The 22,037-nt window shown below is 62.8% G+C and carries 21 protein-coding genes, 1 pseudogene and 1 riboswitch; of the genes and pseudogenes, 11 read left to right on the forward strand and 11 right to left on the reverse strand.

Annotated elements, in window-relative coordinates; translation table 11 throughout:
* Window positions 1–2: 2 nt before the first annotated feature.
* The 3 genes from DDE20_RS15945 to DDE20_RS15955 all read right to left on the reverse strand — a co-directional run bounded on the left by DDE20_RS15945 (window position 3) and on the right by DDE20_RS15955 (window position 3,389).
* Entirely contained in the window at window positions 3–1,574 is a 1,572-nt protein-coding gene (locus DDE20_RS15945) for an ABC transporter substrate-binding protein (protein ID WP_116559521.1), read from the reverse strand.
* Window positions 1,567–2,217, reverse strand: a complete 651-nt coding sequence (locus DDE20_RS15950) for a cupin domain-containing protein (protein ID WP_116559522.1) — start codon at window positions 2,215–2,217, stop codon at window positions 1,567–1,569. Before DDE20_RS15950 ends, DDE20_RS15945 begins: the two co-directional genes overlap by 8 nt.
* Window positions 2,218–2,594: 377 nt before the next feature.
* Window positions 2,595–3,389: a phytanoyl-CoA dioxygenase family protein gene (locus DDE20_RS15955; protein WP_116559523.1), complete on the reverse strand. Its 795-nt coding sequence runs from the start codon at window positions 3,387–3,389 to the stop codon at window positions 2,595–2,597.
* Between the two features lie 82 nt (window positions 3,390–3,471).
* Between DDE20_RS15955 and DDE20_RS15960 the strand changes: the two genes are divergently transcribed.
* From DDE20_RS15960 to DDE20_RS15970, 3 genes are all read left to right on the forward strand, one after another.
* Complete coding sequence (locus DDE20_RS15960; protein ID WP_116559524.1) at window positions 3,472–4,347, forward strand: LysR family transcriptional regulator; 876 nt, start codon at window positions 3,472–3,474, stop codon at window positions 4,345–4,347.
* 573 nt (window positions 4,348–4,920) lie between these two features.
* Complete coding sequence (locus DDE20_RS15965) at window positions 4,921–6,495, forward strand: flavin monoamine oxidase family protein (protein WP_240608138.1); 1,575 nt, start codon at window positions 4,921–4,923, stop codon at window positions 6,493–6,495.
* Window positions 6,496–6,499: 4 nt separating this feature from the next.
* The gene (locus DDE20_RS15970) at window positions 6,500–6,988 is read left to right on the forward strand and encodes a c-type cytochrome (protein WP_165814538.1); all 489 of its coding nucleotides are present in this window, start codon (window positions 6,500–6,502) and stop codon (window positions 6,986–6,988) included.
* Between the two features lie 273 nt (window positions 6,989–7,261).
* On the opposite strand, the gene DDE20_RS15975 is transcribed toward DDE20_RS15970, so the two are convergent.
* On the reverse strand, window positions 7,262–7,939 hold the full coding sequence (locus tag DDE20_RS15975; RefSeq protein WP_116559526.1) for an energy-coupling factor ABC transporter permease: 678 nt from the start codon (window positions 7,937–7,939) through the stop codon (window positions 7,262–7,264).
* Window positions 7,940–7,996: 57 nt separating this feature from the next.
* Window positions 7,997–8,177: riboswitch (cobalamin riboswitch) on the reverse strand.
* A gap of 181 nt (window positions 8,178–8,358) precedes the next feature.
* Complete coding sequence (locus DDE20_RS15980; RefSeq protein ID WP_116559527.1) at window positions 8,359–9,270, reverse strand: LysR family transcriptional regulator; 912 nt, start codon at window positions 9,268–9,270, stop codon at window positions 8,359–8,361.
* Window positions 9,271–9,364: 94 nt separating this feature from the next.
* On the opposite strand from DDE20_RS15980, the gene DDE20_RS15985 reads away from it, so the two are divergent.
* Entirely contained in the window at window positions 9,365–9,652 is a 288-nt protein-coding gene (locus tag DDE20_RS15985) for a DUF2218 domain-containing protein (RefSeq protein WP_116559528.1), read from the forward strand.
* A gap of 299 nt (window positions 9,653–9,951) precedes the next feature.
* Here DDE20_RS15985 and DDE20_RS15990 read toward each other — a convergent pair whose 3' ends face one another.
* The 4 genes from DDE20_RS15990 to DDE20_RS16005 all read right to left on the reverse strand — a co-directional run bounded on the left by DDE20_RS15990 (window position 9,952) and on the right by DDE20_RS16005 (window position 14,520).
* Window positions 9,952–10,488 carry a ricin-type beta-trefoil lectin domain protein gene (locus DDE20_RS15990; protein ID WP_116559529.1) on the reverse strand — a complete coding sequence of 179 codons (537 nt, stop codon included), beginning with the start codon at window positions 10,486–10,488 and terminating at the stop codon, window positions 9,952–9,954.
* Between the two features lie 154 nt (window positions 10,489–10,642).
* On the reverse strand, window positions 10,643–11,593 hold the full coding sequence (locus DDE20_RS15995; RefSeq protein ID WP_116559530.1) for a YHYH protein: 951 nt from the start codon (window positions 11,591–11,593) through the stop codon (window positions 10,643–10,645).
* A gap of 219 nt (window positions 11,594–11,812) precedes the next feature.
* On the reverse strand, window positions 11,813–13,294 hold the full coding sequence (locus tag DDE20_RS16000) for a pyridoxal phosphate-dependent decarboxylase family protein (RefSeq protein WP_240608140.1): 1,482 nt from the start codon (window positions 13,292–13,294) through the stop codon (window positions 11,813–11,815).
* Window positions 13,295–13,434: 140 nt separating this feature from the next.
* Window positions 13,435–14,520, reverse strand: coding sequence for a PLP-dependent cysteine synthase family protein (locus DDE20_RS16005; RefSeq protein ID WP_116559531.1), 1,086 nt, complete (start codon window positions 14,518–14,520; stop codon window positions 13,435–13,437).
* A 145-nt stretch (window positions 14,521–14,665) separates the two neighbouring features.
* On the opposite strand from DDE20_RS16005, the gene DDE20_RS16010 reads away from it, so the two are divergent.
* On the forward strand, window positions 14,666–16,210 hold the full coding sequence (locus DDE20_RS16010; RefSeq protein WP_116559532.1) for a winged helix-turn-helix domain-containing tetratricopeptide repeat protein: 1,545 nt from the start codon (window positions 14,666–14,668) through the stop codon (window positions 16,208–16,210).
* A gap of 136 nt (window positions 16,211–16,346) precedes the next feature.
* On the opposite strand, the gene hisI is transcribed toward DDE20_RS16010, so the two are convergent.
* Window positions 16,347–16,820: a phosphoribosyl-AMP cyclohydrolase gene (gene hisI, locus DDE20_RS16015; protein ID WP_116559533.1), complete on the reverse strand. Its 474-nt coding sequence runs from the start codon at window positions 16,818–16,820 to the stop codon at window positions 16,347–16,349.
* 91 nt (window positions 16,821–16,911) lie between these two features.
* Here hisI and DDE20_RS16020 point away from each other — a divergent pair, with 91 nt between their 5' ends.
* From DDE20_RS16020 to DDE20_RS16045, 6 genes and pseudogenes are all read left to right on the forward strand, one after another.
* Window positions 16,912–18,090, forward strand: a complete 1,179-nt coding sequence (locus DDE20_RS16020; protein ID WP_116559534.1) for a CobW family GTP-binding protein — start codon at window positions 16,912–16,914, stop codon at window positions 18,088–18,090.
* A gap of 142 nt (window positions 18,091–18,232) precedes the next feature.
* On the forward strand, window positions 18,233–19,432 hold the full coding sequence (locus DDE20_RS16025) for a GTP-binding protein (protein ID WP_116559535.1): 1,200 nt from the start codon (window positions 18,233–18,235) through the stop codon (window positions 19,430–19,432).
* Between the two features lie 38 nt (window positions 19,433–19,470).
* On the forward strand, window positions 19,471–19,941 hold the full coding sequence (locus DDE20_RS16030; RefSeq protein ID WP_116559536.1) for a phosphoribosyl-AMP cyclohydrolase: 471 nt from the start codon (window positions 19,471–19,473) through the stop codon (window positions 19,939–19,941).
* 55 nt (window positions 19,942–19,996) lie between these two features.
* Window positions 19,997–20,665 carry a DUF1826 domain-containing protein gene (locus tag DDE20_RS16035; RefSeq protein ID WP_116559537.1) on the forward strand — a complete coding sequence of 223 codons (669 nt, stop codon included), beginning with the start codon at window positions 19,997–19,999 and terminating at the stop codon, window positions 20,663–20,665.
* Between the two features lie 344 nt (window positions 20,666–21,009).
* On the forward strand, window positions 21,010–21,585 hold the full coding sequence (locus tag DDE20_RS16040; RefSeq protein WP_240608141.1) for a TetR/AcrR family transcriptional regulator: 576 nt from the start codon (window positions 21,010–21,012) through the stop codon (window positions 21,583–21,585).
* A gap of 15 nt (window positions 21,586–21,600) precedes the next feature.
* Window positions 21,601–21,903, forward strand: a pseudogene (locus tag DDE20_RS16045) (SDR family NAD(P)-dependent oxidoreductase); the annotation flags it as partial.
* 35 nt (window positions 21,904–21,938) lie between these two features.
* Here the strand turns inward: DDE20_RS16045 and DDE20_RS16050 are convergent.
* Window positions 21,939–22,037: transposase domain-containing protein (locus tag DDE20_RS16050; RefSeq protein WP_133240353.1), on the reverse strand; the 99-nt coding region annotated here is incomplete at its 5' end.

Genomic DNA, 22,037 nt, shown 5'->3' on the forward strand with positions numbered 1-22,037 from the left:
GTTTATTCGCCGGTCATTTCCATCAGGCGGAAGGTGAAGCCGACGCCATCGACACCAAAGGCCATCGCCGGATCGCTCAGCGCCGGTGCATGGACACGGTTCGAGGCGGCAAACACCGACTGGCGGTCATAGGCATAGATCGTCGGCGCCAGTTCCATCAAACGCGCGTTGAGCGCCGAATAGGCCGCCTCACGCTCGTCGTCCGAAGGCCCGCGCCGTCCGGCCTCAAGCGCCTCATCAACCTGCGCATCGCTCAGATATTCCGGCGACTGCCATGTGCCCGGGGTCGAGGAGTGATACATATTGTAGAGCAACGTATCAGGGTCACCGGTCACCGCATTGGCGAAGATCTGGCTGATGTGGGGGGTGTTCTCGGGGTTGGCAACCCGCTCGGTGAACAGCGCCCAAGGCAGGGTCGCGATGCTCGAGGAAATCCCCAGTTCGGCGAAATTCGCCTGCATCAACAGGGCAAAACGCTCTTCGACCGGCACCTCGGCGATCCAGCTGATCTCGAGGTTGAAATCCTCGGGCGCCGTGGGGCATTCCGCCAGATATGCGCGCGCGGCATCCAGATCGCGGGTCAGCGCCATCTCGGGCGCATTGGCCCCGAACATGCCCACCGGAACCGCACCGGTCGAGGGCGAACCCGAGGACACATCATCGGTGATCGCCACCATCTGCAGCGCAGTGCCGTAGTCAAAGGCATGAGCCAGCGCCTGACGGCAGTTGACGTCATCCAACGGCGCGCGGGCGGTGTTGAGCTTGACATAGAACGCGCCGGTGCCGCTTTCGGTGAACATCTGCGCGCCGCCTGCGGCCAAGGCCCGCATCACTTCCGGCGGCAGCCACTGGCTGGAGATATCATGCTCGCCCTGCGCCAAAAGCGTGCGCACGGTGGCCGCCTCAAGGCTGTAGCGCAGCCGCACCTGATCGGGGGCGGCGTCATTGATGGGCAGGAAATACCCGTCATTGAGCGCCATCACCGTCAGTTCCTGCGGGTTGTGCGAGGTCACGCTATAGGCGCCAGAACCGGCAGCGGTGCCCGAGAGATAGGCCTCGGCCCAAGGGTCGTCGTCGGTGGCCTGTTCCTGCACCAAGACCTGATCAACAATCGGCAACCGCACCAGCGAGGCAATGAAGGGCGCGTTCTGCTCGGCAAGGGTGAAGCGCACGGTGCGCTCGTCAATCGCCTCGGCCTCGACATCAGGAAAGAGGAACGACAGCCCCTGCCCGATCTCATGCATCCGGTTGAGCGAATAGACCACATCGGCGGCGCGCAAAGGGTTGCCGGACTGGAAGGTGACGTCATCGCGCAGGGTGAAGGTATAGGTGGCGCCGTCAACCTCCCAACCGGTGGCGAGATGCGGCTCATAGCCGGGCCCGCCCTGACGCGGCAAAACCAGCGTGTCATAGACGTTGAACATCAGGATCGAATCGGCGTAATCCGAGGCTTTCGCCGGATCCAATTCGCCGACCGCGACCTCATCGAGCCGCAGCACCGTCTGCGCGAAAGCCGGCGTGGTCAGCGCCGTCGCGGCCATCAAGGCGGTGGCAAGGATAAATGGTTTAGTCATATTTCTTTTCTCCTGCTGGCTGTATCCGCACCGGCGCGTTGGCCGGAATTCTGTCGTGAATAGGCTTTGGTCCTTCGCCGAAAATATCCATCGTGCCGCACCATAAAAACGAGGCGGTTTTGTCCGTGGCATTCCATGTCGAATGCACGCGGCGGCTGTCGAAATGCACCGAATCGCCGGCTTTGAGGACTTCGACCTCGCCCTCGATCTCGATCGTCACCTCGCCCTCGATGACATAGAACATCTCTTCGCCGCGGTGGCTGATCGGTTCGCTGCGGTGCCCCGGCGCGTCATGGACGATCACCGAATAAAGCTGCTGGCCGTCGAATTTTGACGAGAGCCGCTCATAGGAAATCAGCGAGGGCTGCACCGAATAGGCTTGGCGCTCCTCTTTGCGGGTGGTGCCGCGATCGCCCGACGGCTGGCTGAGGAATTCGGAAATCGGGGTCTGCAAGACCTCGGCAATCCCCGCCAGCGACGACAGCGACGGCGAGGCCAACCCGCGTTCAACCTGACTGATAAACCCGACCGACAGCCCTGCGGCATCGGCGACGGTCTGCATCGAAAGTTTCAGCACCTTGCGCCGTTTTCTCAGCGCGGGGCCAAGAAGCTCTCGACTGGCTTCATTCGTTTTCTTTACCATGGCTAAAGATTGAGCGGCGAAACCATGGCTGTCAATAAATTTATTTTAGTATAGGTGAAATTCTTTGCAATTTGCACAGCGGGCATGCCACGACACTGCACCCGCAGCATTTCGCGCGGGACGGCGGGTTTTTACCCGATTTTAACCGGTTACCCCGCACGCTCACGGCGTCACAACCAAGCGACTCAGGTCCGATGCTGCAACGCAGAAACGCGCGCTGTCAAGGACAGCACGCGGCGGCTTTGGTCATAGATAATGACGTTGGAACCCCCGTCGCGACGCCTCACCGCGCCAATGCGGCGGCAAGATCGCGGGGGCTGGTGACGGGGCGCGGGCGCGATCTGTGCGCGGCCTGCCCCGTCCGCAACCGGAGTTGGTTAACGCTGGAAGAGGGTCGGGAACCAGTCTTCGCGCAGCGTCTCGCCCGGTTTCATATCGTGGCCGGGGAACGGCGGCGAGGTCGGGCCGGGGCGCTCGACATAGCGCGCGTCATCGCCGACCAGCCGCAGCGAGAAGGCCCGACGCCGCGACTGGGTGGTGTTGCCGCGCGCGCCGTGCAGCGTGCCATAGTTAAACGCCACCGCATCGCCCGGCTCCATCGCCCATTCGCGGATATCCATACCCTCGGCATCGGGGTCCGGCACCGGCATATAGTCGTCCTCATTGGGGTAAAAACTCGACTCCGCCAGCCAGCGGGTCGGCAGCACCGGTTTGTCCCAAGCGTGGCTACCGGCAACGCAGCGCAGACCGGCGTCCTTCACCGCATCCATCGGCGACCAGAAGCTGACGTTCTGGATACCATCGACAAAATAATACGGCCCGTCCTGATGCCAGGGCGTGGCTTTCGAGGTGCCGGGCTCTTTGACCAGCACGTGGTCATGGAACATCTGCACCCGCTTCGAGCCCATCAGGTCGGCGGCAACCTCGGCGGCGGGCGAGTCGCGCACCACCTGCTCGAACTCGGGGATGCGGGTCCAGTTGCAGTAATCGTCAAAGAACCGCCCGCCCTCGCCCTCTTTGAGGTTCTCGGCGGCATAGGGGCCGGGCTCGGCCATATTGCGCTCGATCCCGGCGCTGATCGCGTCGATATGGTCTTTGAACAGGCCTTTGATCAGCACAACACCGTCGCGCTGGAAGGTGTCGATATCATCTTGGGTAAGAAGTGGGTGCATCTTGGTATCCTCCGTTTGAAAGGACCATAGGCCAGGCTATAAATAGCTTCCAATAATACTTATTCATAGATTATATAGATACATGCTATATGTAACATTGCGCCAATATCAGTACCTCGTCGCGGTCGCCGATGCCGGCCGGATGACCGATGCCGCCGCGCGTCTGAACGTCTCGCAGCCCTCCTTGTCGGTGGCGATCAACCGGGTCGAGGCGCGCTTGGGCCGCGAGATTTTCATCCGCCGCAAGGGCGCCGCGATTGCGATCACCCCCTTCGGGCACCGGTTCATCGCGCAGGCCCGCGAGCTGTTGCGGCAGGCCGAGGCGCTGGAGCAGTCCGCAAGCACCGAGCGGCCTTTCGTGCTGGGCTGTTTCGAGGATATCGCTCCGTGGTATCTGACCAAAGCGCTGCACATCCTGCGCGAGCGGTTTCCGCAGATGTCGTTTCAGGGCCGCGAGGGGCGGTTTTCCGATCTGGCGCGGGATATCACCGAGGGGCGCATTGATACGGCGATTTCCTACGACATCGGCTTTGACGAGCGCTTTGATAAGCAGAAGATCAAACATGTGGCGCCGGTGGCCTTCCTGTCGCCCGCGCATCCATTGGCGGCGTTCAAGGCGCTGACCCTGCAGCAATTGGCGAATGTGCGGCTGATCCTCTCGGCCGAGGAATTGTCGCTGGGCTTCGTGATGCGGATATTCGAGAGCGCCGGTGTGGATATGCATGTCGAGCATAAGACCGCCTCGCTGGAGATGATGCGCTCGCTGGCCGCGCATGGGGCCGGGGTCGGGATCAGCTATTCGCACCCGCCGAGTGGGCTGAGCTATGACGGGCAGCCGCTGGTCACCCTGCCGATCCGCACCACCGAGGCGCTGGCCGATATCGTTCTGGTGCGCTCGACCCTGACGGCGCCCGATCCGAGGGCGGCGGAAATCTCGGAGATACTGGCGACGGTGTGAGGTTGAGGGGCGGGTGCATGCGCAACTGTTTGGCCCGTGGAACCCACGGGCCGTGATCACTCGAGCAACAAAGATCTAGAAAGGCACAAACAAGAAAGAATAGGCGCTCCACCTCCGCCCACCCCCTTTGCCCGGGGTCACCCCGGGCCGCGCCCGACCCTCCCCCAGGGAGGGCGCATTGGCGATGTCTTACGCCACGCAGCCAACATGGATGCTTTCGAGCGCAGCGCATCGTGGGACGGTTCCGAGCACCCACCCAGAGTCGGGCGCGTCCCTTTGCGCATCACCCCCGGCGACATAGCCAGCGGCAGGTGCAGACCCAATAAAGCGGCATCTCAGATGCAGAATTTTTCGCCGCAGCGCTTCCCCGCAACTCGTTGAAAACAAAAACATCCGCGCCGTAGAACACAAGCACCACACCATGCGACCTCCAACAATTGCCCGCCCTACATGGGAACCGAACCCGCGCGCGGCAGTTAAACCTGTGGTAGTGCACGGGTCTTGCTTGGGTGTTTTCCGGCCAATTCTCGCCCCGCGCCGCTCAGAAAACACTGCAGCATGGAGGCCCTCCGAATGACTCAAATCACACGCCGCAATCTGCTGGCCATGATTGGCACAGCGGCAGGCAGCACCGCCATGTATCACGCAATGAGCGCGATGGGACACGCCGCGCCCTCGGATTACACCGGGCCGATAAGGCTTGATGGCGATCCAAATGGCGCCAAGGTTTTGATCCTCGGCGCCGGTCTCGCCGGCCTCACCGCCGCCTATGAGATGCGCGCCGCGGGCTACGAGGTCGAAGTGCTCGAATACCGCGAGAAAGCCGGCGGGCGCTGTTGGACCCTGCGCGGTGGCGACAGCTACACCGAGTTGGGCGGCGCCACCCAGAACGTCGATTTTGCCGAGGGCAATTACATCAACCCCGGACCCTGGCGCTTGCCGCATCATCACCATGCGGTGCTCGATTACTGCAAGCGCCTCGGAGTGCCGCTCGAGCCGTTTATCCAACTCAATTACAGTTCCTATCTGCACCGCTCGGACGCCTACGGCGGCCAGCCGCAGCGGCTGCGCGATATCAAAACCGATTACCGCGGCCATATTTCGGAACTGCTGGCCAAGGCGGTGGATCAGGGCAAGCTGGATGAACTGGTCAGTACCGAAGACCAAGAGCTGCTGATCGAGAGCCTGCGCAGTTTTGGCGTGCTGAATAGCCAGAATGAATACGTCAAAAGCCTTGAGGTCAGCGATTACCGCGGCTTTGAAAAACTGCCCGGCGGCGGTGTCGGGGCGGAACCCGTGGCTTCGGATCTGCTGGATCCACGGCAAGTCGTGCAGTCGCGCCTTTGGGAGTATCTGGCAACCCATGAGACCATCGACCACCAAGCGCCAATGTTCCAGCCGGTCGGCGGCATGGACGGGATCGCCATGGGCTTCGAGCGCGAGGTCGGCGATCTGATCACCTATAACGCCAAAGTCGTGGCGCTGCAGCAAGACGAGAGCGGCGTCACCGTGACATGGGAGAGCGCCGACGGCAGCGGCGAGCGCCAGACCAGCACCGCCGATTACTGCGTCTGCACCATCCCCTTCTCGATCCTCAGCCAGATCGACCATAATCTCTCTGGCGGGCTGGCCTCAGCGATTGCCGAAATGCCTTACAATGGCTCCACCAAATGGGGGCTGGAGTTCAAACGCCGCTTTTGGGAGCAGGACGAGCAAATTTTCGGCGGTATCAGCTATACCGACCAAGCGATCGGCCAGATCAGCTATCCCTCGACCGGCTATTTCTCGGACGGACCCGGCGTGCTGCTCGGCGGCTATACATGGCGCGGCGAAAACTCCTATCGGTTCAACGCCATGCAGCCCGAAGAGCGGCTCGAATGGGCGCTGCGACAGGGCGAACGCATCCATCCGCAATACCGCGAAGAGTTCAAAACCGGGGTCAGCGTGGCGTGGCATAAGGTGCCATGGGTGCTCGGCTGTTCGGGGATCTGGCAGAACCGCGACAATTACGACGACGCGGTGAAAATCGACAACCGCGTGGTCTGCGCCGGTGAGCATCTCTCCTATCTGCCCGCCTGGCAGGAGGGCGCGATTCTCTCCTCGCTCGACGCGATCTCGCGTCTCCATGACAAAATTATCAACGGGTGAAGCGATGAAAACCACATATCTCACAGCCCTCCTGATCGCCGCGCTCCCTGCCCTGCCCGTCTTGGCACAGAGCACATCGGATGCGCCCGAGGTCGAACCCCGCCCGCAAGAAGCCGAGATCACCGAGATGGCCGATGGCGGCGCCGCGTGGCAAAGCGAATACACCGGCACCGACGGCGAAGACCTGTATCAAACGCTCTGCGCGGGCTGCCATATGCCGGACGGGTCGGGCGCGGTCGGGGCCGGTGAATATCCGGCGCTCAGTGGCAATCCGAACCTCGAGTTCGCCGGCTACGCGACCTATCTGATCGTCAACGGCCAGCAGGCGATGCCCAGCTTCGGGCATTTCCTCAGCGACGCGCAGGTGGTGGCGATTACCGATTTCATCCAGAGCGGCCTTGGCAATGGTTATGAGCCTGACGGCGATATCGAAGGCGTCGCCGCTGTCCGCCCGCTTGATCCGGTGGATCAGGATACGGAGGAACATGAATGATTGCTCTCATTCTCGCCCTCGGACTCGGCGCGGCACTGCTTGCAATCATCGCCAGCGCCCCGGCTCCACAGCCCCGCCCGATCCCCGTGAAACGGCGTAACGCGGCGCGGCGGTAATTTGAAAAAGGCTCCGGCGCCCCCTCAGGTCTGCGGGCGCCGGAGCCCCGCTTTAAATCACGATCTGACCGCCTGATCGCGGGGCGCGTGATCCCGCGCCACCGTGTCGGTCAGACAACCTCCGGGCCTGTCAGCAAGCCCGGAGGTCCGCTTATATTCAGCCCGCGTGATACAGGCGATGGGTGAACAGCCCGCGGATACTGCCGCCGCGCAGCGCTTTGGCCCCCGCCAGAACCGCAAGATCGGCCAGCGACTCGATCAATACCACCAGCATATAGGCCGCGCCAAAGGTCCAGACCGCGTTCAGGTTATCCGCGCCGAATCCCTGCCCGTAAAAGGCCCAGAATGCGACCCATGCGACCACGCCACCTTGATAAGCGACCGACAGTTTGAGGACATCCGCATAGGCCAGATCCACATAGGCCCGATCCTGCGGAATGATGCGTTGCGCCAAGGCGCTGATCGCGAACAGCGGCACCAAAAGCGTGGTGACATTGACGAAATACATCGGCAAATCGCTGGGCGCAAAAAACGCGCCCTGCACCAGCAGCCCCAACGCCAATCCAAGCGCTGACGGGGCCGCCCCCAAGAGCAGGAACAGCGTCGTGCCAAGGATGAAATGCACCTCGGAGACGCCAACCGCGAAATGCGGCAGCAGCTCGAAAAAGACAAAGACGCCCACCGTCGCCAGCACGCTGCGCGCCGCGAAGGACAGGATATTGTGCTGGGCGAGATCACTGGCGATCAGCTTGACCGAATAGCCAGCGGCAGCCGCGGCGGTGCCATAGGCAAACACCATTTTGGCGCCGTCAACGACGCCCGGTTCGATATGCATGAGACAAGTCCCTTGTTATGCCGCCCCACCGGCGGCGTTGGATATAAAGACGGCACGCTGGCCATCGGTTTTACGGCAGGTCTCCTGACTTGCGGGTCGATGCGCGCGGGCCCTTCCCAGCCTTTCGGCCAGTGGTTTTGCCTTTGCACTCACCGCTTACAGTTGCGGGGGCAGTCCGGGGTTTTCACCCGATTCCCTTTGAAGCCACAGATGTGGCACCGTAATTCAACGCTAATTCAGATTGTTGCACCGCGCAAAGACTAATTCGGGGGTGTAGAGATCCGCGACATTCCCGCTCGGCGGCGGTTCTCACCGGTGTTTCTCAACGGTGCAGCCGGTTTCGGGGCAACCCAGCGCCACGCGCCGCCCCATGCCGAACGTGACGCCTCGCCCATAAGGCGGGTTACTCGGTGGTCGATTCAGCCCCTCGCGCCGTGGGTTTTGCGCAGGTGGTCTTGCCGTTCCGCGATGAAGCGCACGAATAGCAACGCCAGGCTCTCGCGCCGCGATCTGTCCGGCCAGACGGCGAAATAGCCCAAGGGGATCAAACGCCACGCGGGCAAGAGCCGCAGCAATTCGCCCTTGGCCTCGCCGCGCGCTGCAAGATGCTCGGGCAGGACCGTCACGCCGAGGTTCTGGCAGGTGAAATGATAGAGCGCGTCGATACTATCGGCATCAAGCCGCGCTTGCCCCAGAACCTTGACCACCGCGCCGTCAGCCCCGTGCAATGTGGTGTGGTCGGGCCGGTATTTATAGCGCAGCCAGTCCCAATCCTCCAAGTCGGAGGGGTGGCCGGGCGGCGGGCGGGTCGAGGCATATTTGACCCCGACCACCAGCGCCCGATCACTTTCCCCCAGCTTGCGCGACATCATCGAACTGTCGTCCAGCCATCCAGCGCGGATATTGACGTCAAACCCGTCATCCAGCAGATCCTTTTGCTCATCGGTAAAGGCGACCGAAATCGCCACCTGCGGATGCTGCCGAACAAACTCCGCAATCGCCGTCGCCAAGGAGGAAGTGGCCAGAAACGCCGGCATCGACACGCGCAGGGCGCCGACCGGCTCTAGCGACAGGGCGTTCAGCTCGTTGAGCCCGTTTTCCGCGCTGCGCAGCATCTCGGCCACACGGGCATAGAATATCCGCCCCTCATTGGTCAGCGCGATTTTGCGCGTGGTGCGGTAAAGCAGCGTCACCCCGAGATAGCGCTCGAGGTCAGAGACGCTCTCGCTGACCCGCGAGGGCGCAAGGCCGATCACCTTGGCCGCCGCGCGAAACGAGCCTTCGTCAACGACGCTGGCAAAGATCGCCATATGCCGCAGGTGATCCATCATTGTTCTGCCTGCCCGAATTATGACTTCTGGAATCGATGAATACCCCGATCAATCGCGCAGGCATAGATCAACCCTGTAACCAAGGAGTAACGAGATGAACGCCAGCACATTTTTCAATACACCGAATGCCGAACGCTATCTGGGCACGTTGTGCAAACATTTCGGCCATAAGGTTCCGGTCACACATCAACCGGGATCGGGCCGTATCGAACTGCCGTTCGGGCATTGCGAGCTGCGCGCCGATGAGAGCGGGCTGCAGATGACCGTCGAAGCGCCCGACCAGCCGCAACTCGACAAGATGACCGGGGTGATCACCAGCCACCTCGAACGCTTCGCCTTCCGCGAAAACCCGCAGCTTGAGTGGCAGGTGTCCGGGGCCTGAGCGCCGCTCGGACATAGAGGACACCCACGCGCCGGAGGGTCGGGACGCGGTGAGGAAACACGCTGATCCTGCACCCCGCCCGCCCGCGAACACGCCGCGGGGGGGAAGCACCTGTGCCATGCGAGCAGGTCCAACCACCTCATCGCAAGACTTAGACCACGTGCCGATCCGGGTAGGCAGCGAGGCGCCCCCCGAACCGGCGTAGGCTTTCTTAGACAAAGCCGGCGGATGCGGGGCTGCTGCCCTTTGCCGAACCTCTGCCTCGGCCACATCCGCGCAGGCAAGATCTCCTAACCGCCTTATCCGGTCACGCCGCGGCTGCTCCATGTTTGCGAGGCCGCCTGATCGTCGCTGCAGGTTTCCAGTGACAGCGCCTTGATCTGGTTGGTGTCGCTGCGCCCGTTCCGCGTGTCCGCGCCGACCGTCATGCAAAGCCCCGTGTCGGAGGCCGGTGTGATCGTGCCCCCATCGGTGAAGCTAAAGCTCTGCGCGGCGCTGCCATCACACTCCGCCAGCCCGATCGCGGCGCCCGCTTCAAAGGCGGCGACAGTGGCGCAGACATCAAACTCGGGCATATAAAGCGTGCCCTCGGCGAATTGCACCGAGTCAAACCCCTGATCGACAAAAATCTCGCCCGACGGGCTATAGCAGGTGTGGCCCTGCAACCCGTTATCGGGGTCAGCCTGCGCGCCCTGACCGCCGGAAATATCGATGCAATAGCCGTTCTGGGTATTGTCGAGCATATCGACAAGGTAGATTTCCACGGTATCTGCCTGTGCCGAACCGGCGATGAACAGGGCAGCAAGCGCAGCCGATGGCAGGATGAATTTGGTCATTAAAGTGGTCCTTTGTTGGGGTCTTTTTTGGGGTCAGTTGCGGGGTGTTGAAGGTTTCGGGGCGCCACAAGACAGCGCCTTGAAAGCGGTGATGTAATGGGGCGAGAGGCGCCAACCGACGCGGCTCTGCGCCAAGGCCTTTGCACGCTTGCGATCACCGGCGGCGCTTTTGAAATGACGGGTCGGGGGTGCCCATAAAGCAGCCCAAAACATGCGGATAGGTTTCGGTGACGACATAGCCGTAAACCCCGTCCTGCATCATCCCGTTACACTGATCGAGATCACCGGACCCGGCGACATACTCCCAATCATCAATAAATGTGCCATCAAATGCGCCGCCCGGTCCACCATCGCGTGTCCCGCTGCGCAGGCGGTAACTGCTTGTCGCCCGCCGGATATTGTCTCCATCGGCGATGAAACTGCCAAAGATCGGAAACCCGTCAGCGGCAAATCCGATCACCGGCGAGGGGGCGCTGGGGTTTTCCTGCTCGAACAGGGCCATCGGGTTGCCGTGGTAATGGTAAGCGCCGTCAGGCTGGGTGTGGGCGTTATGCTCATCCGCGCCAAAACCGGCGGCAGGCGCCATCGGGTCATAGCGAAACGGCGAGGACATATCGTTGCAGCCGATCCGCCCGTCACCGACGCCGAAACACCCCGCCGCCATCAGGTCCAGCTTTACCCCGTTGAGAAACACGGCGTTGTCCGAACGCAGGCTCAAAGCTGTGGGGCTGGCGGCGAAACTCGGATTGGCGGGAATGCTGTAGCTTTGCCGCTGCTCGGCAAGCGGGGTGACAAATCGGCCGGTGGCGTTGAAATCGTGATTGGGCACCGCGTTCGAGGTGATCTCGCAGCTGTCGCCATTGACCGTGATCTCCAGTGATGCGCTCAGTCTGCGGTGGTTTTGTACATCATTGACCTCGGCTGAATAACTGTCGGCATAGGCCGCGCAACTGGCGAAACGCTCGGATAGAATGGCGTCGGTGATATCCTCATGGGCCTGCGCCGCGGGGGCGCTGAGCGCGAGGATGGCAAGAGTATAAGCAGCCGCGGCAGGAGGTCTTCGGGCAATATGGTTCGGCGGCAGGGTCGTTTGGCTTTGAAGCATCGCACGTCCTATCTTTGGATATCCAAGACTATGCGTGACAGCGAAACAGCGGCAACGAGACCACGCATGTCTTTGTAACGCGGCAGCCCGCGGTTTCCGTCGATAAATCGCGTCGATTTTAGAAAAATCTCTCCGCCAATCCCCCACCCCTTCGGCATCCGGCCGCTGCGGCACCTGTCCTCAGCGCTCGCCAAGCATCTGGCCGATGAGCCCAAGCGTTCAGGGTGTCAGGATTTCGGCGCCGATCTTGAGGATTTCATCAATCAACAGGTCAAGATCCGCGTCGCGGGTGCGGTGGTTGCAGATCGCCGCGCGCAGGCAGTGGCGGCCACGGATCGTCGTATCGGTGATCACCGCGACACCGCTTTCCTGAAGGCGCAGCATGATCTCGGTGTTATGGGCGCGCAGCGCGGCGTCATTCATGCCAGCGGGCGCGTGGCGAAAACAGACCACGGTGGTCGCGGTCGGCGCCATCAGTTGCAACGCCGGTTCGGCCTCGATCCTCGCGGTCAGATGGCGGGCCTGAGCGATGGTCTGGTCGAGAATACGCCCGAAGGCCGCAACCCCGTGATGGCGCAGCATCATCCAGATTTTCAGCGCCCTGAAGCCGCGGGTGGTCTCGAGCCCGTAGTCATGCAGGAACTCTGCCGCCGCAAGCCCGCGGGTGGCCACCTGCAGGTATTCCGCCTCTTCGGCAAAGGTCGCCCGATGGATCCTGCGGTCGCGCAGCAACGCGCAGCCCACGTCAAAGGGCGCATGCAACCCCTTGTGCAGATCAAGCGCCAGCGAATTCGCGCGCTCCATCCCCGCCACCAGATGGCGGTTTTCCGGCGCAATCGCGAACATCGCCCCGATACAGCCATCGACATGCAGCCAGAGGTCTTCGGCGCGGCACAGATCGGCAATCGCGGGCAAAGGGTCGATCGCGCCGGTGTTGGTGGTGCCTGCCGTCGCGATGACACAGGCGGGGGTCCGCCCCGCGGCGCGGTCGGCGCGGATGGCGGCGCGCAATGCAGTGATATCCATTCGATAGTTCTGATCCGTGGCCACGCGGACCAGCGCCTTGCCGCCAAGCCCCAGCAGGTTCATCGCTTTCATATGGCAGGCATGCACTTGATCCGAGGCATAGAAACGCAGCGGCGCGGCGATCTCGGCAACGCTATGGTGATGCAGATCAAGCCCCGCCTTGGCATTGCGCGCGGCCATAAGCCCGACGATATTGGCCATCGACCCGCCGCTGACCAGCGCGCCGCTGGCCCCCTCGGGGAAGCCGGTCATCTGCCGCAGCCAGTCGGTGACCTGCCGGTCCACCAGATTGGCGCCGGTATTGCCGCCACCGAGGTTCGAGCCGTCAATCGCTGCAAGGAAATCCGCCAGCGCGCCGGTCAGACAGCCCGACCCCATATACCACGCCCAGAAACGCGGATGAATATTGCCCATCGCATAGGGATAGAGGTTTTGCGTGACATCGGCATAGACCCTGTCCAGCGCGGCGGGGGATTGGGGCGGCGGACCGGTGAAATCGGCCTTGACCGCCTCGGGCATCGGTTGCCAGACCGGACCATCACCCAGCCCCTGCAGGCGGGCAATGGCACCCTCCACCATCCCCTGCGCGAGACGGCGCATCTCGTCCCAATTGGCCGGATCAAGGGTCTGGTTGTCGCGGGGCTGGGTATCTGGGGGCTGGGTATCTGGGGCCATGCTGCGGCCTCCTTTCGGTTGGATTGCGGCCTGCCCAATCAGGGCGGGCCGCGGCCCTTGGGTGTGCCCCAAGGACAGGCCGATACGGCGCGCCAAGACGGCAGGCCAGCGAGGCTATGCGCCCCGTCCGGCCTGACCGATCACTCGGCGGCCATCCGGTAACCGGGGGTCGACTCCGACAGCGCGCGCTCTTCGTCGTCCATCTCCTCGGGGATATCGGCGAAGAGCGGCGTCGACAGATAGCGCTCGCCGGTGTCGGGCAACATCGCGAGGATCACCGCCCCCGCCTCTGCCCGCTCTGCAATCTGCATGGCAATGGCAAAACTGGAGCCGCCCGAGATGCCGGTCAGTATCCCCTCGCGGGCGGCCAGCTTTTGGGCCCAGGCAATGCCCTCGGCACCCGCGACCGGACGCAGCCCGTCATAACCGCCGCTATCCAGCACCTCTTGCAACACCAGCGGGATGAAATCAGGCGTCCAGCCTTGGATCGGATGCGGCTCGAAGGCCGGGTGACTGGCGGCGGGCGCACCCTCTGCGCCGCGCTTCTGCGCAACACCGCTGGCAATCAGCGCGGCGTTTTCCGGCTCGCTCAGCACGATCTTGGTCTCGGGGCGTTCCTTGCGCAGCACACGGGCCAGCCCCGCGACGGTGCCGCCGGTGCCAAATCCGGTGACCACATAGTCCAGTCTGTCACCGGCGAAATCATTGATGATCTCGCGCGCGGTCGTGGCTTCGTGGATATCGGCATTGGCGCTGGTCTCGAACTGGCGGGCAAGGAACCAGCCGTGTTTTTCGGCCAGCTCCACCGCTTTCTTATACATGCCCATGCCCTTTTCGGCGCGCGGCGTCAGCACCACTTTCGCCCCCAGCATCCGCATCAAGCGCCGCCGCTCGACCGAGAAACTATCGGCCATGGTGACCACCAGCGGATAGCCCTTTTGCGCGCAGACCATGGCCAAGCCGATGCCGGTATTGCCGCTGGTCGCCTCGACCACGGTCTGGCCGGGTTTGAGGGTGCCGGCGCGTTCCGCCGCCTCGATGATGTTCAGCGCCAGCCGGTCCTTGACCGAGGCCGCCGGATTGAAGAACTCCGCCTTGACGTAAAGCCGCACACCCTCGGGCGCGAGGTTGTTGATCCGGATCACCGGCGTATCGCCCACGGTGTCGAGGATCGAGTTGAACAGCCGCCCGCGTCCCTGCGTCCGGCGAATCGTCTCTGCGGTCATGGTGGTCTCCTTTGCTGCTATGGGTTGGATCGGCGCGATTATTCTTTGGGGGCTGCACCGCATCCTGCAACCACCAATGGCCCTGTGCTTGAAGCCGCCCTGAAGAATTCCTGTAGAAATACGCAAAAACGCAGTATCTTCGCATATGGCTTGGCAATTCGGTGATTATCGGCTGGACCCGAAGGGGTTCGAACTCGCCCTGAGGGGCGAGACCGTCCACGCCGAGCCGCAGGTGCTGGAGTTGATCATCCATCTGGTGCGGCACCGGTCCCGTATGGTCAGCAAGGACGAGATCGCAAATACCATCTGGCCCGACCGCATTGTCTCGGATGCCAGCATTTCCAGCAGGATCCGCTCGGCCCGTCAGGCCCTCGGCGATGACGGACGCAATCAGGCTCTCATCCGCACCATCCATGGCAAAGGCTTTCGCTTTGTCGCCGAGGTGACCGAGACTGCCCCCGCGCAGCCCATCCAGCCCTCACCCGCAGCGGATAAGGGCGAGCTGTCACGCCCTTCGGTGGCGGTCCTGCCCTTCCGGCCCCTTGGCGCGGCGCCCGATCTGGCAATCCTTGCCGAGGCGATCCCCCATGAAATCATTCAGGCACTCTCGCGTCTGCGCTGGCTGGCGGTGATCGCCCGCGGCTCGTCCTTCCGCTTTCGCCAGAGTCAGAATGAGCCGGAACTGGTCGGCACCGCGCTGGGGGCGGGCTATGTTCTCTCGGGGGTGATCGAAGGATTGTCCGGCGCCGTTGCCGTGGCCATCGAATTGGTCGATGCAGTCCGGGGCGAGGTGATCTGGGGCGACCGGCTGACCGCCCCGATAGAGGGGATCGAAGACCTGCGCCAGCGGATCACCACCCATGTTGTCACCGCGCTCGACCTGCATGTGCCGCAAAACGAGGTGCGCCTTGCGATCCATTCCGGCGCCGAGAGGCTGGATGCGTGGAAGACCTTCCATCTCGGGCTGAGCCAGCTTTACCGGTTCACACCCGAGGCCAACCAGCTGGCCAAAGGGCATTTCCACGGCGCAATCAGGCTCGACCCTCAGTTTGCCCGCGCCCATGCCGGTCTCTCGTTCACCCGCTTTATCGACGCTTTCCTGCATCTCGGGCCGGATAGCGGGGCATCGGCGATGGCGGCAAGAACCCATGCCGAGCGCGGTCTGGAACTCGATCCGCTTGATCCCTTCACCCATTACACGATGGGCCGGTCCTATTGGCTTGCCGATCAGCCCGAGATCGCCGCCGGTTGGTTCGAACGCGCGATCGAGCTCAATCCGAACTATGCGCAGGGTTTCTATGCCAGCGCTTTCACCGCGCTGATGATCGGCGATATCCCGAAGGTCGATACCGGGCTTGATGCCGCGCTCGGTCTCAGCCCGCTCGATCCGCTGCTCTATGGCATTCGCGGGGTGCGGGCGCAGGCGCTGATCCAGACCGGCGACACCGCTGCCGCCGCGCGACTGGCCGACCGCGCGGCCTCGACGCCGGGCGCGCATTACCTGATCTCGATGATCGCCGCCGCGGCCAACGGGCTGGATGGCCGCCAGCAACAGGCCAGCCGCTGGCGCGAGGATGTGTTGCGCCGCAAGCCGGACGCCTCGGTGGCCCAGTATTTCGCCGCCTTCCCGATCCGCGATAAGGATACACGGGACCGGATCACCGGAGAGTTGACCCGTCAGGGCTTCTGACCGGCGCGCACCCCCGCCGCCGGTCCCGCACCTGATCAATCGCGCCCGTTGAGCGCAAGCACCTGCACCGAAATCGCGCCATCGGTGATCAGCCCACTGGCAGGATGGCCCAGCGCAGGTGCTTCATCCTGTGAGGTCATAGCTGCGTCGGGTTCGGCGCATCGCCATAAACCGCCACGGGATCGAATGTCTTGTGATCCTCGACATAGACCAGCGGCGCGCCTGCCTCGGCGCCATGGGGCACCGCCCGATAAAAGCACGAGCGGTAGCCGACATGGCAGGAGGCGCCCGAGCCGGTGACATCGACCCGCAGCCAGAGCGCATCCTGATCGTCGTCGATACGCGCCTCGACCAGTTTCTGCACCAGACCCGAGGTTGCGCCCTTGTGCCATAGCACCCCGCGCGCGCGGCTGAAGTAATGCGCCTCACCGGTCTCGATGGTCAGCCGAAAGGCTTCGGCATTCATCCAGCCAAGCATCAGCACCTCACCGGTCGCGGCGTCGGTTGTGATACAGGGCAACACCCCGTCTGCGCCGAATTTCGGCGCCAGATCAGTGCCTTCCTCGACCTGCTCGACCGACTGTCGGGTGTGGAATTGCAATTTTGACATCTCGGTCCTTTCGCGGCTCTTGCCTATAGTAATATTATATCATAACACATCCCGGTTAAAACCAAATCCACAGCGAAAAGGCAAACCGAAAATGGCACTGGAGGACAAACGCGTTCCGGTCACTTTGCTGACCGGCTTTCTCGGGGCAGGAAAGACAACGCTGCTGAACCACCTGATCCGCGACCCCGAGGCCGGACGGATTGCCGTGATCATGAATGAATTCGGCGATGTGGCGCTTGATCACGACCTGATCGAGACGGCGACCGAGGAAACCGTGTTGCTGCAATCGGGCTGTCTTTGCTGCGCGATCCTCGGGGATCTGGCCAAGACCCTGACCGGCTTGCAGGCCAAGCGCGATGCCGGAGAGGTCGGTTTCGACAGGGTGGTGATCGAAACCAGCGGCATCGCCGATCCGGGGCCGATCGTCCATACGCTGGTGACCGACCACCAGATCGCGCGCGCCTTCCGGCTGGATGGTGTGGTGACGCTGGCGGATGCGGCGACGGGGATGACAACCCTCGACCGGCAATTCGAGGCGGTGCATCAGGCGGCGATCGCGGATCTGCTGATCCTCACGAAAACCGATCTCGTCGATCCCTTTGACCTGCGCCGCTTTGAGACACGGTTAAGCAAGATCAACGCCTCGGCAAAACGCGTCCATGCCGCCCACGGAAAGGTGCCGCCGGGCATGCTGTTCGGCCTGACCGCGATGCGCGGGGATGTGACATCGGCGCATGTGGTCCACTGGCTGGGGATATCGACCAAACCCGCGGCAGAGGTGCCAGAGGTGGCGCAAGTGGCCAAATCCGACCCTCTGGCCGGGCTTTCGGGCATTCTCGCCAAACCCTCGGCACCGCTGGGTTTCACCCCGTCACCGCCAGCCACGAACCCCCGCCATGACCACCAGATCAGCTCGGCCTCCATCGAGGTGAGCGACCCGATTCCGGTCAATATCTTTGATGCCTGGCTGGATGGGCTGGTCGCGCTCAGGGGGCCGGACATCCTGCGGATGAAAGGCATCCTGCATGTCGAGGGGCTGCAGTATCCCTTTGTCTTTCACGGGGTGCAGCATATTTTCGACGCCCCCGTGCCGCTGAAATCATGGACCGGCGCGGACACCACCAGCCGCGTCGTGGTCATTGCCCGCGGCTTTGACGAGGCGGAGCTGAACGAGAGCCTCAAACTGCTGTTGATGCGGCCCGAGACCACGCCAGAACCGCAGGCGCTGCAGGGTGGCATGATGGCCGATACCAGCGAATATCCATTCTGATCCACAGCCGCCGCATTGGCCTTATACGCCCAACGCCGCGAGGCAATGGCAACCGGCCTGCGCGCGCGTGCCACCTGCGCAGGCCATCGCCCGCGCACCGCCAAAACCATCCCGACACACTGACAACCACAAGGAACCAGCCATGTCAGCTATCGATACCCGCCTGCCCGTCACCGTCCTTTCCGGTTTCCTCGGCGCGGGCAAAACCACGCTTCTCAACCGCGTGCTCAACAACCGCGAGGGGCGGCGCGTCGCGGTCATCGTCAACGATATGTCCGAGGTGAATATCGACGCCGACCTCGTGCGCGAGGGCACCGAATTGTCGCGCTCCGAGGAAAAACTGGTCGAAATGTCCAACGGCTGCATCTGCTGCACGCTGCGCGACGACCTGTTGCAAGAGGTGCGGCAACTCTCGGAGGAAGGCCGGTTTGACTATCTGCTGATCGAAAGCACGGGTATTTCCGAGCCCCTGCCGGTGGCCGCAACCTTTGATTTTCGCGACGAACACGGCCAGAGCCTGTCGGATGTGGCGCGGCTCGACACGATGGTGACAGTCGTGGATGCGGTAAACCTGCTACAGGATTACGCCAGCCATGATTTCCTCACCGACCGCGGCGAATCCCTCGGCGATCAGGACGATCGCAGCCTCGTCAGCCTGTTGACCGAACAGATCGAATTTGCCGATGTGGTGATCCTCAACAAGGTCTCGGATGCGGGGCCCGAGCGCAGCGCCTCCGCCCGCAAGATCATCCGCAGCCTGAACGCCGATGCCAAGATCATCGAAACCGATCACTCCGATGTGCCGCCCGAGAGCATCCTCGATACCGGCCTGTTCGATTTCGACACCGCGCATGAGCATCCGATGTGGGCCAAGGAGCTCTATGGTTTTGCCAACCATGTGCCCGAAGACGAGGAATACGGCATCACCTCTTTCGTCTATCACGCCCGCGCGCCCTTTGATCCGGCCAAGCTGCATGATGTGTTGAACGGCCCGCTACCGGGCACGATCCGCGCCAAAGGGCATTTCTGGATCGCAACCCGCCCGGATTGGGCCGCCGAATTCAGCCTCGCGGGTTCGATGTCTTCGGTAACGCCGCTGGGGCGCTGGTGGGCCTCGGTGCCGCAAGACCGGCTGCCAACCCATCCCGAGGCGCAGGCCGAAATCGCCCGCAACTGGGTCGAACCTTGGGGCGACCGGCGGCAGGAGATCGTCTTCATCGGCGCCGGGCTCGAGCGCGAGGTGATCTGCGCGCTGCTGAATGGCGCCTTGGTGGACACCGCGGAATTCGCGCCCGACGCATGGGTATCCCTGCCCGATCCCTTCCCGCGCTGGAGCGGCTGAGCCAGCGCGTTTTCCAGCCCGCAACCGGAAGGGTGACAATGATCACATCGCAAGACCTCTTGGCCGCCCGCATGGTGTGGGGCGCGCAGAAAGTGGCGATTTCCAAGGCCTATGAAGCGCGCGGGCTCGAGGCAGCCCGCACCGCCGCGCTGCGCCATCTGGAGGCGAACTACGGCTATGATCTGGGGCCGGTGATGTTCAAACCCACGATGGCCAGCGGCGCCCAGAGCTTTCGCCCGACCAAAGCCGGAGCACTCGCCTATTTCTGCGGGCATTCCGCCGAGTATCCCCTTGATACCGGCTTCGCGATCCGCGGATGGCGCGCGGTCGATAGCGTGACCTCGGCGGAACTCATCGCGGGCGATATCGCCATGTGGATGGGCTGGATCATCCTCACCGATCGCTCTGGCGCCGTGACCAAGGTCGACAAGAGTTTCGGCTACCAAAAGGACGCGCAGGATGTGCTGCGCATCGTGCTGCATCATTCCTCGCTGCCCTACCAACCCTGAGGCCCTCCACCGTAGCGCGGCAAACCCTGCGCTACCGGCTTTCGAAAGGATCATCATGACATTTATCCACGCCACCTCGGTTCCGGCGACCGATGCGCTTGCCGAACACGGGGTCCATCGGGTTGCCACGCCCGAAGCCCTTTCGCTGATCCGCCGCGCCGATTGCGCCGGTGCGATCTGGGAGCGCCAGCCGCTGCCCAGTTTCAACCGCTGGATCGACGATCTCGCGCCCGATCACCTGCCCAAAGCGCGGATGGTCCTGCCGGTGGTGAGGGTCAGCGAGGCGTTGCAGGAGATCACCGGCGCCTGCGGCACGCCCAAGGGTCCGGCGCGCGATCTGCTGGTCGATGATATTTCGGCGCTGGCGGCGATCTTTGCCGAGATCATGCGTGTCGATTACCTGCGCCTGCGTCTTGATGTGGTGCGCGGCAACGCCTGTCGCAAATTCCATATCGACGCGGTCACCGCGCGGCTGGTCTGCACCTATCGCGGCACCGGCACCCAATATGGCATCGCCAATGAAGGCCGCGACCCCGACCGCATCTCGACTGTGCCAAGGGGCGCGCCGATCATGCTGCGCGGAACCCGCTGGCCGGTGACGCCGGAGCTCAACCTGCGCCACCGCTCGCCGCCGATCGAAGGCAGCGGCGAGACACGGCTGGTTCTGGTGCTCGATCCGATCATCGACCCCGACGAAGAAACTGTCAGCCATACCCTGCACTGATCGCAACTTCTGGGCCGCGGGCGAAGGCAGCACCAGCCCGCGGTGAGGAATGGGCAAACAGCACGATCCTCCATGCCGCCATCATGCCAGCCCCCGTCAAGAGCCGCTTTCCCTCGGGATTATTGGTTTTCTTGGCCGCGCTTGCGCGTGGCGGCACCTAGCTTGCCGACAGCCTCGGGAACTACCCTCCCCCACATCCAATCGCGCAGCCACCTCGCGCGATGTGTCACGCTGGCATTTCATTTCGGCGGTTCCAAAGACCCACGCCAAGAAAAATCCTCATCCCCTATTGATAATGAATATTCATTATCATAACTACCCATTCTCAGACAGGAGGGTGATCCATGGCGCGACTCAGCAAGGCGAAAACCAGAGCGAAAATTCGCGACGCATTGGTTGCCGAAGTGGTCGAGAACGGCCTTGCGGCGGTCAATGTCGCGGGCGTTGTCCAGCGGGCACAGGTCTCGGCGGGCACGGTCTATGTCCATTTCGAGAGCAAGGACGACATGCTCCGGCAGGTCTATATGGAGATCAAGGCAGAGTTCCACGACTGCATCACCAAGCACCATTCGGAGACCGACAGCACCCGCCTCGTGCGCGAGATGTGGCTTGCCATGTTCCGCTTTGTGCGCGCCCGCCCGAAGGACTTTCTGTTCCTCGAATACGCCAATGCGGCGAATATCCTGCTGCCCGAGCAACAGGCGATCACCGACCGATATGCCGCTGACATTGCCGCGCTGCTCAAACGCGGGGTGGATGACGGCACGCTGGCCGATCTGGATGCCAGCCTGCTCTCGCTCTTGCTGGTGGCGCCCGCCATGCAGCTTGCGCGCAGCGCCGTCCTCTCTGGCCAAACCACCCCCGAACCCTTGATCGAACAGACCTTTGAACGGGTCTGGCTGTCGATTGCAAACCACTGATCATAAGGATCGAACATGCCGAAAATCATCCTCATCACCGGCACCTCCACCGGACTGGGCGTCGCCACCGCGGTTCAGGCGGCACAGGCCGGACACATCGTCTATGCCACCATGCGCAACACGCAAAAACGCGGCGCCCTTGATGCGGCGGCACAGGCGGCGGGGGTCTCGCTCACCGTGCTGCAGCTTGATGTGCAGGACAGCGCCTCGGTCACTCGCGCGGTCGATACCGTCATCGCAGAACAAGGGCGCATTGATGTGCTGATCAACAACGCCGGCATGGGCTATGTGCGCAGCCTCGAACAGGCCGAGGAAGCGGATATCCGTAAGCGGTGCCTACAGGGCACTCAGGATCAGCTTGACGGGCTGAAGTTCCATGGGAGCAGGTCGTCGATGCGGCGGGTTGGATGGCCTGCGGCGATGGCCTCGAGTGTGGCCTTGAGGTAGGCAAA

Origin of the sequence: Pararhodobacter oceanensis (genome assembly GCF_003076755.1) — a bacterium.
Lineage (GTDB): Bacteria > Pseudomonadota > Alphaproteobacteria > Rhodobacterales > Rhodobacteraceae > Pararhodobacter > Pararhodobacter oceanensis.

Bases quoted from the DNA above. Each gene is read 5' to 3' on its own strand.
- DDE20_RS15945 (WP_116559521.1), bottom strand. From the start codon at position 1,574: ATGACTAAACCATTTATCCTTGCCACCGCCTTGATGGCCGCGACGGCG.
- DDE20_RS15950 (WP_116559522.1), bottom strand. From the start codon at position 2,217: ATGGTAAAGAAAACGAATGAAGCCAGTCGAGAGCTTCTTGGCCCCGCG.
- DDE20_RS15955 (WP_116559523.1), bottom strand. From the start codon at position 3,389: ATGCACCCACTTCTTACCCAAGATGATATCGACACCTTCCAGCGCGAC.
- DDE20_RS15960 (WP_116559524.1), top strand. From the start codon at position 3,472: ATGCTATATGTAACATTGCGCCAATATCAGTACCTCGTCGCGGTCGCC.
- DDE20_RS15965 (WP_240608138.1), top strand. From the start codon at position 4,921: ATGACTCAAATCACACGCCGCAATCTGCTGGCCATGATTGGCACAGCG.
- DDE20_RS15970 (WP_165814538.1), top strand. From the start codon at position 6,500: ATGAAAACCACATATCTCACAGCCCTCCTGATCGCCGCGCTCCCTGCC.
- DDE20_RS15975 (WP_116559526.1), bottom strand. From the start codon at position 7,939: ATGCATATCGAACCGGGCGTCGTTGACGGCGCCAAAATGGTGTTTGCC.
- DDE20_RS15980 (WP_116559527.1), bottom strand. From the start codon at position 9,270: ATGATGGATCACCTGCGGCATATGGCGATCTTTGCCAGCGTCGTTGAC.
- DDE20_RS15985 (WP_116559528.1), top strand. From the start codon at position 9,365: ATGAACGCCAGCACATTTTTCAATACACCGAATGCCGAACGCTATCTG.
- DDE20_RS15990 (WP_116559529.1), bottom strand. From the start codon at position 10,488: ATGACCAAATTCATCCTGCCATCGGCTGCGCTTGCTGCCCTGTTCATC.
- DDE20_RS15995 (WP_116559530.1), bottom strand. From the start codon at position 11,593: ATGCTTCAAAGCCAAACGACCCTGCCGCCGAACCATATTGCCCGAAGA.
- DDE20_RS16000 (WP_240608140.1), bottom strand. From the start codon at position 13,294: ATGGCCCCAGATACCCAGCCCCCAGATACCCAGCCCCGCGACAACCAG.
- DDE20_RS16005 (WP_116559531.1), bottom strand. From the start codon at position 14,520: ATGACCGCAGAGACGATTCGCCGGACGCAGGGACGCGGGCGGCTGTTC.
- DDE20_RS16010 (WP_116559532.1), top strand. From the start codon at position 14,666: ATGGCTTGGCAATTCGGTGATTATCGGCTGGACCCGAAGGGGTTCGAA.
- hisI (WP_116559533.1), bottom strand. From the start codon at position 16,820: ATGTCAAAATTGCAATTCCACACCCGACAGTCGGTCGAGCAGGTCGAG.
- DDE20_RS16020 (WP_116559534.1), top strand. From the start codon at position 16,912: ATGGCACTGGAGGACAAACGCGTTCCGGTCACTTTGCTGACCGGCTTT.
- DDE20_RS16025 (WP_116559535.1), top strand. From the start codon at position 18,233: ATGTCAGCTATCGATACCCGCCTGCCCGTCACCGTCCTTTCCGGTTTC.
- DDE20_RS16030 (WP_116559536.1), top strand. From the start codon at position 19,471: ATGATCACATCGCAAGACCTCTTGGCCGCCCGCATGGTGTGGGGCGCG.
- DDE20_RS16035 (WP_116559537.1), top strand. From the start codon at position 19,997: ATGACATTTATCCACGCCACCTCGGTTCCGGCGACCGATGCGCTTGCC.
- DDE20_RS16040 (WP_240608141.1), top strand. From the start codon at position 21,010: ATGGCGCGACTCAGCAAGGCGAAAACCAGAGCGAAAATTCGCGACGCA.